This is a genomic window from Ilyobacter polytropus DSM 2926 (assembly GCF_000165505.1).
In the GTDB taxonomy this organism is placed as follows: domain Bacteria; phylum Fusobacteriota; class Fusobacteriia; order Fusobacteriales; family Fusobacteriaceae; genus Ilyobacter; species Ilyobacter polytropus.
The window spans coordinates 2013668-2027931 of the sequence record NC_014632.1 but is presented as its reverse complement, the minus strand read 5'-3'; the positions used below and the strand labels follow the sequence as shown (position 1 = coordinate 2027931).

General features: G+C 38.3%; 12 protein-coding genes and 2 rRNA genes. 6 read left to right on the top strand and 8 right to left on the bottom strand.

The window, feature by feature from the left end:
• Positions 1-191 precede the first annotated feature (191 nt).
• The 3 genes from ILYOP_RS09675 to ILYOP_RS09665 all read left to right on the top strand — a co-directional run bounded on the left by ILYOP_RS09675 (position 192) and on the right by ILYOP_RS09665 (position 3972).
• A 23S ribosomal RNA gene (locus ILYOP_RS09675) occupies positions 192-3123 on the top strand.
• Between the two features lie 73 nt (positions 3124-3196).
• Positions 3197-3313, top strand: a 5S ribosomal RNA gene (gene rrf / locus ILYOP_RS09670).
• A 131-nt stretch (positions 3314-3444) separates the two neighbouring features.
• Entirely contained in the window at positions 3445-3972 is a 528-nt protein-coding gene (locus ILYOP_RS09665; protein WP_013388326.1) for an NUDIX hydrolase, read from the top strand.
• A 5-nt stretch (positions 3973-3977) separates the two neighbouring features.
• On the opposite strand, the gene ILYOP_RS09660 is transcribed toward ILYOP_RS09665, so the two are convergent.
• Positions 3978-4757, bottom strand: a complete 780-nt coding sequence (locus ILYOP_RS09660) for a hypothetical protein (RefSeq protein WP_013388325.1) — start codon at positions 4755-4757, stop codon at positions 3978-3980.
• Positions 4758-4960: 203 nt separating this feature from the next.
• Here ILYOP_RS09660 and lplA point away from each other — a divergent pair, with 203 nt between their 5' ends.
• Complete coding sequence (lplA, locus tag ILYOP_RS09655) at positions 4961-5938, top strand: lipoate--protein ligase (protein ID WP_013388324.1); 978 nt, start codon at positions 4961-4963, stop codon at positions 5936-5938.
• Between the two features lie 22 nt (positions 5939-5960).
• Here the strand turns inward: lplA and lpdA are convergent, their stop codons facing one another.
• The 4 genes from lpdA to pdhA are packed head-to-tail and all read right to left on the bottom strand — an operon-like array spanning position 5961 to position 10727.
• Complete coding sequence (gene lpdA / locus ILYOP_RS09650) at positions 5961-7334, bottom strand: dihydrolipoyl dehydrogenase (RefSeq protein ID WP_013388323.1); 1374 nt, start codon at positions 7332-7334, stop codon at positions 5961-5963.
• Between the two features lie 10 nt (positions 7335-7344).
• Complete coding sequence (locus ILYOP_RS09645; protein ID WP_013388322.1) at positions 7345-8652, bottom strand: dihydrolipoamide acetyltransferase family protein; 1308 nt, start codon at positions 8650-8652, stop codon at positions 7345-7347.
• Between the two features lie 12 nt (positions 8653-8664).
• Complete coding sequence (locus ILYOP_RS09640) at positions 8665-9642, bottom strand: alpha-ketoacid dehydrogenase subunit beta (protein ID WP_013388321.1); 978 nt, start codon at positions 9640-9642, stop codon at positions 8665-8667.
• Complete coding sequence (pdhA, locus tag ILYOP_RS09635) at positions 9642-10727, bottom strand: pyruvate dehydrogenase (acetyl-transferring) E1 component subunit alpha (RefSeq protein WP_013388320.1); 1086 nt, start codon at positions 10725-10727, stop codon at positions 9642-9644. The genes ILYOP_RS09640 and pdhA overlap by 1 nt, the downstream gene beginning before the upstream one ends.
• 123 nt (positions 10728-10850) lie before the next feature.
• Between pdhA and ILYOP_RS09630 the strand changes: the two genes are divergently transcribed.
• Positions 10851-11183, top strand: a complete 333-nt coding sequence (locus tag ILYOP_RS09630) for a GIY-YIG nuclease family protein (protein WP_013388319.1) — start codon at positions 10851-10853, stop codon at positions 11181-11183.
• A 258-nt stretch (positions 11184-11441) separates the two neighbouring features.
• Here the strand turns inward: ILYOP_RS09630 and ILYOP_RS09625 are convergent, their stop codons facing one another.
• Genes ILYOP_RS09625 through ILYOP_RS09615 form a run of 3 tightly spaced genes read right to left on the bottom strand, consistent with a single transcriptional unit; the run spans position 11442 to position 13830 of the window.
• A complete protein-coding gene (locus tag ILYOP_RS09625) occupies positions 11442-12173 on the bottom strand; it encodes an amino acid ABC transporter ATP-binding protein (protein ID WP_013388317.1) in 732 nt (243 codons plus the stop codon).
• Positions 12163-13008: an amino acid ABC transporter permease gene (locus tag ILYOP_RS09620; protein WP_013388316.1), complete on the bottom strand. Its 846-nt coding sequence runs from the start codon at positions 13006-13008 to the stop codon at positions 12163-12165. The genes ILYOP_RS09625 and ILYOP_RS09620 overlap by 11 nt, the downstream gene beginning before the upstream one ends.
• Before the next feature lie 39 nt (positions 13009-13047).
• Entirely contained in the window at positions 13048-13830 is a 783-nt protein-coding gene (locus ILYOP_RS09615; protein WP_013388315.1) for a transporter substrate-binding domain-containing protein, read from the bottom strand.
• 155 nt (positions 13831-13985) lie between these two features.
• On the opposite strand from ILYOP_RS09615, the gene ILYOP_RS09610 reads away from it, so the two are divergent.
• Positions 13986-14246, top strand: a complete 261-nt coding sequence (locus tag ILYOP_RS09610) for a hypothetical protein (RefSeq protein ID WP_013388314.1) — start codon at positions 13986-13988, stop codon at positions 14244-14246.
• Positions 14247-14264: the final 18 nt, after the last annotated feature.

The following is a 14264-nucleotide window of genomic DNA, read 5'->3' as shown; positions in this document are numbered from 1 at the left end:
AGACGACCTTCTCTATTTATTTGGTATTGTTCTTTCCTGTAAAGGTTTGAATAATTACTGAGATGGACATTGGAAACTATATAGTAGAGAAATCAACATAAAATTTTTTTTCTGACGAAATTTTCGAGAATGGATTTATTTCATTCGAAGTAAAAATTGTCAAGAAAGAGAGTTAGCTGATGAACAATTTAGGTTAAGATATTAAGGGCACACGGAGAATGCCTAGGTAACAAGAGCCGATGAAGGACGTGATAAGCTGCGATAAGCTGTGGTTAGCTGCAATTGAGCATTGATCCGCAGATTTCCCAATGGGGCAACCTGCTAGATTGAAGATCTAGCGCGAAAGAGGTAAGTGGGTGAACTGAAACATCTAAGTAACCCGAGGAAAATAAAGTAAAAACGATTCCCTAAGTAGCGGCGAGCGAACGGGGATGAGCCTAAACCAATACAGTGTCAAGGATGTAGCCGTTGCTGTATTGGGGTAGTGGGAAGAACGCCTGGAGAACTACAAGGTATCCGGCAATTTTAAAGACGTAACTGGAAGGAATTGGAAAGTTCCGCCGTAGCGGGTGATAGCCCCGTACAGGTAAACTCTTTAAGTTGTGTGTTCTCTCCCGAGTAGCACGGGACACGTGAAACCCTGTGTGAATCTGCGAGGACCATATCTCGTAAGGCTAAATACTCTTGTTAACCGATAGTGAATAGTACCGTGAGGGAAAGGTGAAAAGAACCCCGGGAGGGGAGTGAAATAGAACCTGAAACCGTGTGCTTACAAGCGGTCAGAGGTCTTCGGACTGATGGCGTGCCTTTTGGAGAATGATCCTGCGAGTTACGATCAGTGGCAAGGTTAAGTATAACGGAGCCGTAGGGAAACCGAGTCTGAATAGGGCGATACAGTCGCTGGTCGTAGACGCGAAACCTGGTGATCTATGCCTGTCCAGGATGAAGCTGTGGTAAGACACAGTGGAGGTCCGAACCCACCGTCGTTGAAAAGCCGGGGGATGAGGTAGGTATAGGGGTGAAAAGCCAATCGAACCAGGAGATAGCTCGTTCTCTCCGAAATGCATTTAGGTGCAGCCTTAAGCGTTCAACTATGGGGGTAGAGCACTGAATGGTCTAGGGGGCGTACCGCTTACCGAAATCAATCAAACTCCGAATACCATAGTTCTAGAGCTTAGGAGTGAGACTATGGGTACTAAGATCCATGGTCAAAAGGGAAACAGCCCAGACCACCGACTAAGGTCCCTAATTATAGCTAAGTGGGAAAGGAGGTGGAGATTCTGTAACAACCAGGAGGTTGGCTTAGAAGCAGCCATACCTTTAAAGAGTGCGTAATAGCTCACTGGTCGAGAGTCTCTGCGCCGACAATGTAACGGGGCTAAGCTATAAACCGAAGTCGTGGAATTCAACTTTTAAGTTGGATTGGTAGGAGAGCGTTCTGTAGGCCGTTGAAGGGGAACTGATAAGGGACCCTGGAGGTATCAGAAGTGAGAATGCAGGAATGAGTAGCGAGAAAGGGGGCGAGAATCCCCCTCGCCGGAAGAACAAGGGTTCCAGGGTAAAGTTTGTCTTCCCTGGGTAAGCCGGGACCTAAGCCGAGGCTAGATTGCGTAGGCGAATGGAAAGCAGGTTAATATTCCTGCGCCGGTTATAGTTTGTGATGGAGGGACGCAGAAGGGTATGCGCGCATGGCGACGGTTGTCCATGTGCAAGCATGTAGGGTGACTTGGTAGGAAAATCCGCCAGGTTATATCTGAGGTGTTACGCGGAGTCTTCGGACGAAGGTGCAAATCCCACGCTGCCGAGAAAAGCTTCTAAACGTTAAATTATAACCGCCCGTACCCGAAACCGACACAGGTGTTCAGGGTGAGAAACCTAAGGCGTACAGGCTAACTCTCGCTAAGGAACTCTGCAAAATGGCCCCGTAACTTCGGGAGAAGGGGTGCCACTGATTGTGATAGTTACAAGCGAACTAAAGCGATTGGTGGCCGCAGTGAAGAGTCTCAAGCAACTGTTTAGCAAAAACACAGGTCTATGCTAAGCTGAAAGGCGATGTATATGGGCTGACACCTGCCCAGTGCCGGAAGGTTAAGAGGAGGAGTGAGAGCTCCGAATTGAAGCCCCGGTGAACGGCGGCCGTAACTATAACGGTCCTAAGGTAGCGAAATTCCTTGTCGGGTAAGTTCCGACCTGCACGAATGGTGTAATGACTTGAGAGCTGTCTTGGCGGGAGGCCTGGTGAAATTGTACTACCGGTGAAGATACCGGTTACCTGCAGTAGGACGGAAAGACCCCATGAAGCTTTACTGTAGCTTGGTATTGGGTTTTGGCATTACGTGTATAGGATAGTTGGGAGACTATGAAGGCATGGCGCTAGCTGTGTGTGAGTCGCTGGTGGAATACCAACCACGTAATTTTGAAATTCTAATCTGTGCTTTGTACGCATGGAGACAGTGCTAGGTGGGCAGTTTGACTGGGGCGGTCGCCTCCGAAAGAGTAACGGAGGCGTTCAAAGGTTCCCTCAGGTTGGATGGAAATCAACCGAAGAGTGCAATGGCATAAGGGAGCTTGACTGCGAGACTGACAGGTCGAGCAGGTGCGAAAGCAGGACATAGTGATCCGGCGATTCCGAATGGAAGGGTCGTCGCTCAACGGATAAAAGCTACTCTGGGGATAACAGGCTGATTTTGCCCGAGAGTCCATATCGACGGCAAAGTTTGGCACCTCGATGTCGGCTCATCGCATCCTGGGGCTGGAGAAGGTCCCAAGGGTTGGGCTGTTCGCCCATTAAAGCGGTACGTGAGCTGGGTTCAGAACGTCGTGAGACAGTTCGGTCCCTATCCACTGCAGGCGCAAGAGTATTGAAAAGATCTGTCCTTAGTACGAGAGGACCGGGATGGACAAACCTCTGATGTACCAGTTGTCACGCCAGTGGCACAGCTGGGTAGTCACGTTTGGAACGGATAACCGCTGAAAGCATCTAAGCGGGAAGCCAGCTTTGAGATAAGTACTCTGTTCTATATGAACTAAGACACCTTCGAGACTAGGAGGTTGATAGGTTGGGGGTGTAAGGACCGTGAGGTTTTTAGCTGACCAATACTAATATGTCGAAGTCTTAACCTAAATCTACTATATAGTTTTGAATGTCCATGACAGACAAAAGAATATGATATCAATATATAAATGTTGATAACAGCTTGGTGAGAATAGCTGTAGGGGTACACCTGGTCACATTCCGAACCCAGAAGTTAAGCCTGCATACGCTGAAAGTACTTGAGGGGCAGCCCTCTGGGAGGATAGGTACTTGCCAAGCTTTTTTTTATTTTTTGGAATGCTAAAAAGCTTTTTAATTTTTTATTATTTTTGTGATATAATTATTAAAAAACAAGTAGTTATTATGTATATGAACAAAAATAAAAAATATATAATAAGTGGGGGCGTTCAATGAAAATAAGCGACTTAAGATTTTTGAGGATAAAAATTGAAAAACATCCAACAACAGACATCGATCTAGAATATATTCAAAAACCAAATGCCATTGCAGTCTTTATTCTGAACGAAAGTATGGATAAAACCCTTTTGGTAAAACAATACAGACCTGGAGTAAAAGGGGACCTTTATGAGATTCCCGCAGGAATTATAGAGGATGGAGAAACAGCAGAAAGTACACTCAAAAGGGAGATAAGAGAAGAGACAGGGTATACAGAGAATGATTTTGAGCTACTTTATATTCCTAAAAAACCGATGATTCTTTCACCTGGATATACCACAGAATCTTTGTATATGTATATAGTAAAAATACATGATGACGAAAAAGTACCTTTAGAATTAGATCTAGATGAAGGAGAACACCTTACATGTCATTGGTTTGATATTGATGAAGTGGAAAATATAACAACGGATATGAAAACCATTTTTGCAAAACAACTTTACGAAAATCTTAAATATAAGAAAAAAATAGGCAGCTTTTAAGCTGCCTATTTTATATTGAATAAGTTTCTTTTGTAGTCCCAATATGAACTTTCTAACTGAGAGGCAATTTTTCCAAAAAGATTGAAACACATTTCTAAAAATTCTTCGTTGACTGTTACTTTATTATTATTTTTTGGTGTCATTATTTTTAGTAGCTCGGTTTGTAAATCATCTGGAATATCGATGTTGAGATTGTGAAGGTAATTATTTCTGACTTTTCTGATTGTATTTAAACTCTGCCATTCCTTTTGAGAAATGGGGATATTTAATTTACATTTGTTTTTAAGGAAAAGGATATATTTATTTATGTATGGAAGATCTTTTTGGTTGAAATCATTGAAATCGTGTTTACTTATGTATGAAATATCCTTTACGATATTACTGAGGAGGTTTTCAAACATGGTGAATAAAATTAGTAAAACAGATAAATAATGCATTTCATAAAAATAATCAACATCTGCATAATGGCATTTGCCATATTGATCTAAAATTTTATGTTCTTTGGATCGTTCATTTTTGTGGTCTCTCAGTATCTCTTTTGAACTGCTGAGATATTCCTGTATATGCAGGTTGTTTAGTTCAAAATATCTTTGTAAACTTCCAAGTCTCATTTCAAATTCTGAAAAAACTTTTGAAAAATCTTCATTGCATTTAAAATAAGGATTGAAAATGCAGTATGAAAAAGGGTCTATGGATAAAGAATCTGGTTCTTTATTTTCTTGGACCTCTGTAATAATCTCTGGCTCTGATTTCTTTCTTTTAAAAATTTCGTTAAAAAAACTCAAATTTAATCCTCCTTTTGGTAAGACTCCATGCTGGTCAAAAAAATATAAATTCATTCGTTAGAACAAGTTGTATATAAACTACTTTAATTATAATAAAAAAAAAAGAATAATCAAAGAAATATAAAATTATTATTGATTATGTACATAAAAAGGAAAGTTTTTTTTAAAATGTATATTATAAAAAAAGATCGGGGGGAAGTTAGATGTTTAATATAATTAATGAAAGTAAAGATCCGTATTTTAACCTTGCCCTTGAAGAATATGCATTGAAAAATATAGAGGGAGATATTGTAATTTTTTGGCAGAATGAGAATACAGTTGTGGTGGGAAGGAACCAAAATACACACGAGGAAATAAATCATGAATATGTCAATAAAAACAACGTCAATGTGGTAAGGAGGCTTTCTGGAGGGGGTGCTGTATATCATGACAATGGAAACCTTAATTTTACCTTTATAACAGATGGAAAAAGAGAGAATGTAAATAACTATAAAAAATTTACTGAACCAGTTGTAAACGTGTTGAAGCTTTTGAGGGTAGAAGCTGAGTTTTCAGGAAGAAATGATATAGTTATAGATGAAAAAAAAATATCAGGTAATGCCCAGTATTATTTTGGAAATCGCATGTTGCATCATGGTACGCTTCTTTTTGATGCTGACTTGTCTGTACTTGGAAAAGTTTTGAATGTAAAATATGATAAGATAGAGTCTAAGGGAATAAAATCTGTCAGAAGCAGAGTTACAAATATCTATCCCTATCTGAAAGAAAAGCTAATGATAGAGGAATTTAAAAAAATATTGATTTCAAATATCTTGATGGAGGGGGCTAGGAATTATATTTTGTCAGATACAGAGAATTTAGCCGTTGAAAATCTGGCAAAAGAAAAATATAGAGATTGGGACTGGAATTTTGGAAAATCACCGGAATTTAAGATATCTAAAAGAAAAAGATATGATGGAGGAGAACTGGATATAAGAATTAATGTTTCTGAAGGAAGAATTGATGAAATAAAAATTTATGGTGATTTTTTAGGGTATAGGGGGACAGAAGAAATTGAAAAAGTTTTAACAGGAAAAAGATTTAATGAAAAAGAATTAGCCGACTGTATTAAAGATGTAGATATTCAAAAATATTTTTATGATATAAAAAAAGAAGATATAATAGATTGTATATTTTATTAAAAAAGGTGCAAAAGCACCTTTTTTAAGTATCTTTATTTTTATGAACTGCACCGTGAGCAGCTTCCATGACAAGCTCTGATATAGTGGGATGAGGATGTATGACTCTAGCAACATCATAGATAGTACCTTCTAACTCCATTGTGGTAACTATCTCAGAAACCATGTCCGTAGCTGTAGGTGCTATAATATGAACCCCTATAATCTCCCCATATTCCTTATCAGCGATTATTTTTATAAATCCAGTACTTTCACCTTCAGCTAGAGCTTTTCCATTGGCTGAAAGTGGCAATTTTGAAACAATAATATCTTTGAATTTATTTCTTGCATCCACCTCGTTGTATCCAACCGCTGCCATTTCTGGAAAACTGTATATACAATTTGGAGCCTTTCTGTAGTCAATTTTTTTATCTTCTCCCATGATGTTTTCCACAGCGATAATACCCTCAGCGGAAGCCACATGGGCCAAATTAAACACCCCATTCAAATCTCCAATTGCGTATACACCTGGAATATTGGTTTCTAACTTTTCGTTTGTCTTAACTCCCCTTCTATATGTCTCTAAATTAAGTTTTTCAAGCCCTTTCATATTTGCATATCTTCCTATTGAAATTAAAAGATTATCTGCATCTATATCTCGTTCACCATCTTTGTCTTTTATAGTTAGATCAGTTTTGTTTACTTTGACAATGGATGTATTATAAAGAATCTCAACCCCTAAACCTAGAAGAATATCTTCCATCTCGTTTATTACATCATGGTCCATAAACTCCAAGATTCGGTCCATATTCTGTATTATGGTGACCTTTGTTCCGAGAGAGCTATATAAAGTAGCAAATTCAACACCGATAACTCCCCCACCGAGAATAACAAGTTTTTCAGGAATTTTTAGAAGTTCTAATGCCTCTTTGCTTGTTATTACAAAACCGCTTTTTAAGCCATCTTTTACTCCTGGAATTTCCGGTATATTTGGGGAAGATCCTGTGGAAAGAATGATATTTTTGCAGCTCAATCGATTTCCGTTGACCTCTATACTGTTTTTATCAATAACATTTCCGAATCCTCTATAAATATCCACTTTATTGTTTTTTAGGAGAAACTCCACTCCAGAGGTAAGCTTTTTTACAACATCTTTTTTTCTTTGAAGCATCTTCTCCCAATTTATATTTACATTAGAGAGATCGTCTATATCTATTCCGTACTTTGAAGAGTTCAGTATGTATTGGTAAACCTTTGCACTTTTCAAGAGGGTTTTCGTGGGTATACACCCCCAGTTAAGGCAAACACCTCCAAAATTACCCATCTCTATAATAGCTGTTTTTGCGTTCATCTGAGCGGCTTTTATAGCGGCAACATAACCGCCTGGCCCTCCTCCTAAAACGATGATATCATAATCCATTTTACACCTCCTAACTCATGAGAAGAAGTTTTGGGTTAGAAAGAAGTTGCTTGAGTCTTTCTGCAAAACGACCTGCATCAGCCCCGTCTATAATTCTGTGATCAACAGCCATAGATATTGGCATTATATCTCTTACTTCAACATTCCCTTCTTCAGAAACCACGGGCTTTTTATTAACTCTACCTATCCCAAGGATGGCAACCTGAGGATGCTTTATTATAGGAGTACCAAATAAAGAACCTATAGCTCCGTAATTTGTAATGGAAAATGTCCCGTCTTTTATATCATCAAGGGTAAGCTTTTTATTTTTAGAGGCCTCTACAAGCCTGTTCATTTCTTTTGCCGTCTCTAATAGACCCATATGGTCTGTATTTTTAATCACAGGGACCATGAGACCCTCAGGGGTATCTGTAGCCACACCTATATTGTAGAATTTCTTAAATAGCAGCTTTTCATTTTCATGATCATATACGCAGTTAAATAAAGGAAACTCTTTCAGTGCGATGGTGACAGCTTTTATAATAAAAGGCATGTATGTAAGTTTTACCCCTTGAAGAAGAGCTTCTTGTTTAGCTTCCTTTCTGAACTCCACAAGAGAAGTCACGTCAAACTCATCCATGAGTACGGTGTGTGGTATTATTTGTTTTGAAAGTGTCATTGACTTTGATATTGTTTTTCTTATGCCTGAAAGTTCCACTTCCTCAATAGAACCTGACTGACTAGAAGTTAAAGCAGAAATATTTTGATTTGTTTCTTTCTTTTTATTGTCTGAAGAGTGAAAATTTTTGATATCTTCTTTCATAACTCTTCCCATTGTACCGCTTCCCTTTACTAAGGTTATGTCCACTCCTAAATCTTTTGCCATTTTTCTCGCTACCGGAGTGGCCAAAACTTTTTTTCTGAGAGAAGGTTTTTCTGATTTTTCTTGGCTGAAGCTAGGGATAAGATCGTTAGAAACTGTTATCTCCCCTACGACACCTGCACCTTTTTCTTCTGTTTTTTCTTTTTTTACAACTTCTTCTTGGGGTTTATCAGACTCTTGAACAAGCTCTTTCTTTTGAGGTTTGGTGTCCTGCAAAGATCCTTCTTCCTCTATATCTACGATAATATCCCCAACTTTTATAACATCCCCCACCTGGGCCATAAGTTTGGCAACAACACCTTTTACAGGAGATGGAATCTCAGCATTGACCTTATCAGTTTCCACAAGAAAAAGAGAATCTCCGCTTTTTATAGAATCTCCTTCGCTGACCATCCATTCAAGGAGTTTTCCCTCGTGGATTCCTTCTCCTATATCTGCAAATTTAAAATGGTACATAGAATCCCTCCTTTAGAAGTTGATGAGCTCCATTATTTTATTTTTTATTTTTTCAGGGTTTACAATAAAATGATGCTCTCCCTTGGCTAAAGGCACAGTTACATCAAATCCAGTGAGTCTGCTAGGCGGAGCCTCTAGACTAAGGAAAGCCTTTTCGTTGACAATGGAAATGAGCTCAGCCCCTGCTCCGAAGGATTTTACAGCCTCATGAACAACCAAAAATCTTCCTGTTTTTTTCACAGACTGAGAGATGGTTTCTTTGTCTATTGGAGAGATTGTCCGAAGGTCTATAAGATCGACACTGACATTATTTTCCTTTAGCATAGTTATAGCCTTCTGACATTCGGGAATCATGGCTCCCCATGCCACCACTGTGATATCTTCTCCCTCTTGCAAAACCCTCGCCTTTCCAATTGGAACTTCATAGATCTCATCTGGAATTTCTTGTTTAAAGGCTCTGTAAAGTCTCTTGGGTTCTAGAAATATAACTGGATCAGGGTCTTTTATAGCTGAAATCATAAGACCCTTTGTATCATAGGGATTTGAAGGGATTACAACCTTTAGTCCAGGGATGTGTGCAAAGAGTGCCTCTATACTCTCAGAATGATGCTCTAAGGCTCTTACAGCACCTCCGTAGGGCATCCTTATGACCATCGGTACAGTAAATCGTCCACGGCTTCGATTTCTCATCCGAGCAGCGTGAATCATAATCTGATTCATTGCAGGGAATACAAATCCCTGAAACTGTATCTCGGCAACTGGCTTTAGACCTGTGATAGCCATACCGATACCTGATCCTACTATCCCAGCTTCAGTAAGGGGGGTATCAAAACATCGCTCTTTTCCAAACTTTTCCTGAAGTCCCTTTGTAACCCTGAAAACTCCTCCTTCAAATCCTGAATCCTCTCCGAATACTATTATTGTATCGTCGGTTTCCATCATCTGCATGAGAGACTGGTTTAACGCCTCTATATTGTTTAAAACTGCCATTATTTATCCCTCCTTTGGAGAAATGCCTTGTATTCTTCATACTGTTCTTTGAGATTTTCCGTCATTTCGGCATAGGTGTATTTGAATATATCCTCTAAAGATGTATCGGGAGTCTGCTCTATTTTTTTAAATGTCTCTTCCACCAAATTTTCAAGCTCCTCTTTGAGTGAAGTTTCTTTTTCATCATCCCAGATTCCCTTTTCAATCATATAATTTTTTGTTCTTATAATAGGGTCAGTTTTTAGCATCTCCTGGTGATACTCATCTGTTCTGTATATTGTAGGGTCATCAGCGGTAGTGTGGGGACCTATTCGGTATGTGACAGCCTCTATAAGGGTAGGTCCTTCTCCGTTTCTTCCTCTCTCCACAGCCTCTTTTACAGCTGCATAAACAGCAAAGATATCATTTCCGTCTACCTGTATACATGGGATTCCAGCTGCAACGCCTTTTTGTGCCAGGGTTTTTGCCTTTGTCTGAAGAGATCTCGGGGTACTTATTGCAAACTGGTTGTTTTGTATAATAAAGATGTTCGGAGTATTCATGGCGCCGGCATAGTTTATGGCCTCATAAAACTCCCCTTCTGAAGTACCCCCGTCTCCGATATAAGCCAAAACAACAGAATTCTGTTTTCTGAATTTTATTGACATACCTATTCCCACTGCGTGGTTGCATTGGGTTCCTATAGGAACGGCTATAGGAAGTAAGTTAACGTCTTCTGGGATTCTACTTCCTTCTTCACTTCCGATCCAGTATAAAAAAAGATTTTCCATAGGTTGTCCCAACCAGAGCCATGTGGCATTTTCACGAAATGCAGAAGACACCCAGTCAGTTTTTTCTATTGCCGCGGCACTTGCCACCTGGACTCCTTCTTGTCCCATAGACGGTGCAAATGTAAGCATTCTTCCCTGTCTTTGATACTGAAGTGATTTTTCATCCTGTGTCCTCGAGAGCATCATAGTTCGGTACATTTTTAAGATAAGCTCGTCGGAAATTTCAGGCATATAATCTTTATTGACTATTGTTCCTGTCTGGTCCATTACCTGGAACATTTCCCCTTTTAGTGGGTCGTATATTTCAGTCAACATGCTACCCCTCCTTTAAAATTAGACTAAAAATAATATACCCAGCTGTCTAAAAAAAACCTTTGTATAAATTTCAAATTTGATTTTTTGTCAATGAGAATGTATCATAGTGTAGAGGTGGTGAGCTTGGGAAAGAAAGTGCCTTATTACATATATATTCTCCGGTGCCAGGACAACTCACTCTATACAGGGATAGCCAGAGACTGGCAGAAACGATATATAGAGCATCTAGAGGGACGTGGAGCAAAATACACCAGAAGTCACAAGCCAATTGGTATAGAGGGCGTCTGGGAGGCTTTTGGAAGGGCTGAGGCATGTAAGGTAGAATATTTTGTAAAATCTTTTAGGAAAAATAAAAAAGAATTATTCTTGATAGAAGATGAGATGCTGGTCAAAGAAGTTTTTCAAAGGCTTCAGGTAGAAATTAAAAAAGAAAAAATTATTTTGAGTAAAATTTAATTATAAAAGGGAGAGAATAATGAGATTTCCATTGTTAATCGGGATAGTGATACTTTCAGTTTTTATTGTTACAGAACTAAAAAAAAGAAAGAATAAGAAAGATAAAAAGTAGCTTGAAGTTCTTATCTAAGTTTCCTGTATGAAAATTTAGATTTCTAAACAGCAGTCTGAAATATTGGAAAAGCATTATGTAGTTGTTAAAAATTGTAAATAGCCTTTGAGTTAACTTAAAAAGCAGCCTTTTTAAAAGGCTGCTTTTTAGTATTTAAGAGTTTTTCCGAGAAAAGCTTTCAGTTCGTCTGTTTTAGGAGCTTTAAGAATCTCTTCAGGAAGTCCCTGTTCCAAAACTTTTCCCTGATCCACAAAGATTATATGGTCTGCCACATTCTTGGCAAAACCCATTTCATGAGTTATCAATATAAGATCCTTTTGCTCTCTCCTCAGGGTGAGAATTGTGTCGAGAACTTCTGATGTCAGGGCAGGGTCTAGGGCAGATGTGGGTTCATCTAAAAGTAGAAACTTGGCATCTAAGGCCATAGCCCGTATAATAGCAACCCTTTGTTGTTGACCTCCAGAAAGTTGTGAAGGTTTTTTATGGATGTGTTCCTCTAATTGAAATCTTTCAAAGAGAGATATGGCCCTACTTTTGGCATCTTTTTCAGAGAGTTTATGGACTTTTATAAGTGGAAGAGTTATGTTTTCAATGGCCGAAAGATGGGGAAAAAGGTTAAAGGCCTGAAACACCACCCCTACACCTTTCCTGTAATCTCTAAGTTCCTTTTCATCAGAGGGAACCGACTCGTTATTGATGGTTATGATACCATCTTCTGGAGGTTCTAGACCAGCTAGAATTCTGAGTAAAGTAGATTTACCTCCTCCTGAAGGTCCAATTATAACAAGAGAGTGTACATCTTTTAGCTTTAGGCATAGCTTGTCTAGAACGGTCTGTTCTCCGTATATTTTTGTGAGGTTTGTTATGTTAAGATTCATAAGAGAACTTCCTTTCTAGATACTTGGAGTAGTGTGATATAGGATATGTCAGTAAAAGATATCCCACTGCTAAAATAAAATAATTTTCCACAGGAGCAAAGGTTAAGGAATCGACTTCCTGTACATTTTTTGTAAACTCATTTACAGCGATAATGGAGAGCAGAGACGAATCCTTTATAAGGGAAGCAAACTGACCTGCCAGAGGAGGTGTAATCCTCTTTACCACCTGTGGAAGTATGATATATACGTAAGTCTGAAAAGGGGTGAAGGCGAGAGCCTTGGCAGTCTCAAGCTGACTTGCACTGATGCTCTCTATCCCAGATCTTATTATCTCTGCCACATATGCCCCTGAAAAACTGGCCATTATGAGTATACCCATGATATAACGGTCAGTTATGTTAAAGGCTGTGCCTACAACATAGAAAAAAAGATATATCTGAACGATAAGAGGTGTTCCCCTTATAAATTCCACGTAAAATTTGCTGAAATAATATACAGGTAAGAAGGTTGTCCTTTGTCCTATTGCCATCATTGTACCTATGACTAGACTGCAGAAAAGTGAAAAAAAAGAAATTATAATTGTTATACAAAATCCTTTTATAAACTTGTATCTGTAGTCCACTATGGTTTCTTTCCACATATAGTTGTATTCAAGCCTTCCGAATGCATAATTAAAAATAGCAAAAATAATTGCAAGTATAATTACTATATTTATTATTTCAACGGTTTTAGAGGCTTCTATCTCTCTATTTTCCCTGAAAAAAATTCTTTTCGGGTTTATTTTGAAATTTTTATTGTTACAGTTTTTTTTACATTTTTTCAGAGTATCTTCCATAAAAAATCCTTTCTGCAATAGATTTATTTAGAGTAGTAGTTAAAAGAAGAAAGGAAGTCCCTTTTCATCAAATGTTTTTTTCTGTTCAGTGAGATATTTTTCAGCAAGTTTGTCAAAACCACCGCTCTCTTTGAACTCTTTTATAAATCCATTGATCTCTCTTCCTAAGGCATCTTCACCGTGTCTGTATCCTACACCCCAGTATTCAACATCTTTTTGGAACTGATCAAAGATAGGTCTTGTTGTATTTGGATTTTTTTTCCAGTTTTTAAATACAGTTAATGGATCATATATAAAGGCATCTGCCTTTCCCTGTGTTACTTCAAGAACACAAACAGATTCTTTTTCAAATACCATTATATTTGCCTTTGGAAATAACTTGGTTGCAACAACGTGACCTGTAGTTCCTTTTTTTACAGCAATATTAACTCCTCTGGTATTTAGATCTGAAGGTCTCTTTACTGGAGATCTTTTACTTACAAGAAGAGTAAGATACGATTTTGCATATGGGTCAGAGAAGTTTATGGATTTTTTTCTCTGATCTGTGATAGTCATAGACGAGAGAATAATGTCTACTTTTTTAGTTTTGAGGGCCGGGATCAGTCCGCCGTAACCCATGTTTTCGATAACAATATCTCTTCCGAGGTATTCTCCTAAAGCTTTTGCCATGTCTACACTTATTCCTGTGGGATTTCCCTTTGCATCAGTCATCTCAAATGGAGGATAAGCCAGCTCCATACCTACAACCAAGGGTTTTTCCTGAGAAAAAGATGATAGTGAAATCAGAAAAAGCATTGAAATAATTGTAATAATTTTTTTCATATGATTTTTGCCTCCTGTTAAAATATATTTTGTTTCATTAAATAAACAATACAATAAAATTAACGTTTTTCCTTTGCAATCAATTGAAATATATATACTAAGTTATCAGAAATCTTATAGAATGTAAAATTTTGTAAAAATTTAAGAAATTAAAAATGAAAAAAATACTGATTGGAGCTTTAACTTTAGGAAGTTCCATTGCTTATGGATCAGAAATCACAAATGACTTTTTAGTTAAGGGTCATGTGGGGAGAGCCTTTGTGGATTTTGATGATGCAGACGTAGAAGGGACTACCTCTTACGGAGCTGAATTTGAATATTTGAGATGTATCTCTGGAGAGAGGTTTCACTATGGAGCAGGTTTAGGGATTACTAACTTTGACTGGGAAGAAGATTTAGATTTTATGAGAGTATAAGTTATTAAAAATGTAAAA

Coding starts and splice junctions, on each gene's coding strand:
- ILYOP_RS09665 (WP_013388326.1), top strand. CDS start 3,445: ATGAAAATAAGCGACTTAAGATTTTTGAGGATAAAAATTGAAAAACAT.
- lplA (WP_013388324.1), top strand. CDS start 4,961: ATGTTTAATATAATTAATGAAAGTAAAGATCCGTATTTTAACCTTGCC.
- lpdA (WP_013388323.1), bottom strand. CDS start 7,334: ATGGATTATGATATCATCGTTTTAGGAGGAGGGCCAGGCGGTTATGTT.
- ILYOP_RS09645 (WP_013388322.1), bottom strand. CDS start 8,652: ATGTACCATTTTAAATTTGCAGATATAGGAGAAGGAATCCACGAGGGA.
- ILYOP_RS09640 (WP_013388321.1), bottom strand. CDS start 9,642: ATGGCAGTTTTAAACAATATAGAGGCGTTAAACCAGTCTCTCATGCAG.
- pdhA (WP_013388320.1), bottom strand. CDS start 10,727: ATGTTGACTGAAATATACGACCCACTAAAAGGGGAAATGTTCCAGGTA.
- ILYOP_RS09625 (WP_013388317.1), bottom strand. CDS start 12,173: ATGAATCTTAACATAACAAACCTCACAAAAATATACGGAGAACAGACC.
- ILYOP_RS09620 (WP_013388316.1), bottom strand. CDS start 13,008: ATGGAAGATACTCTGAAAAAATGTAAAAAAAACTGTAACAATAAAAAT.
- ILYOP_RS09615 (WP_013388315.1), bottom strand. CDS start 13,830: ATGAAAAAAATTATTACAATTATTTCAATGCTTTTTCTGATTTCACTA.
- ILYOP_RS09610 (WP_013388314.1), top strand. CDS start 13,986: ATGAAAAAAATACTGATTGGAGCTTTAACTTTAGGAAGTTCCATTGCT.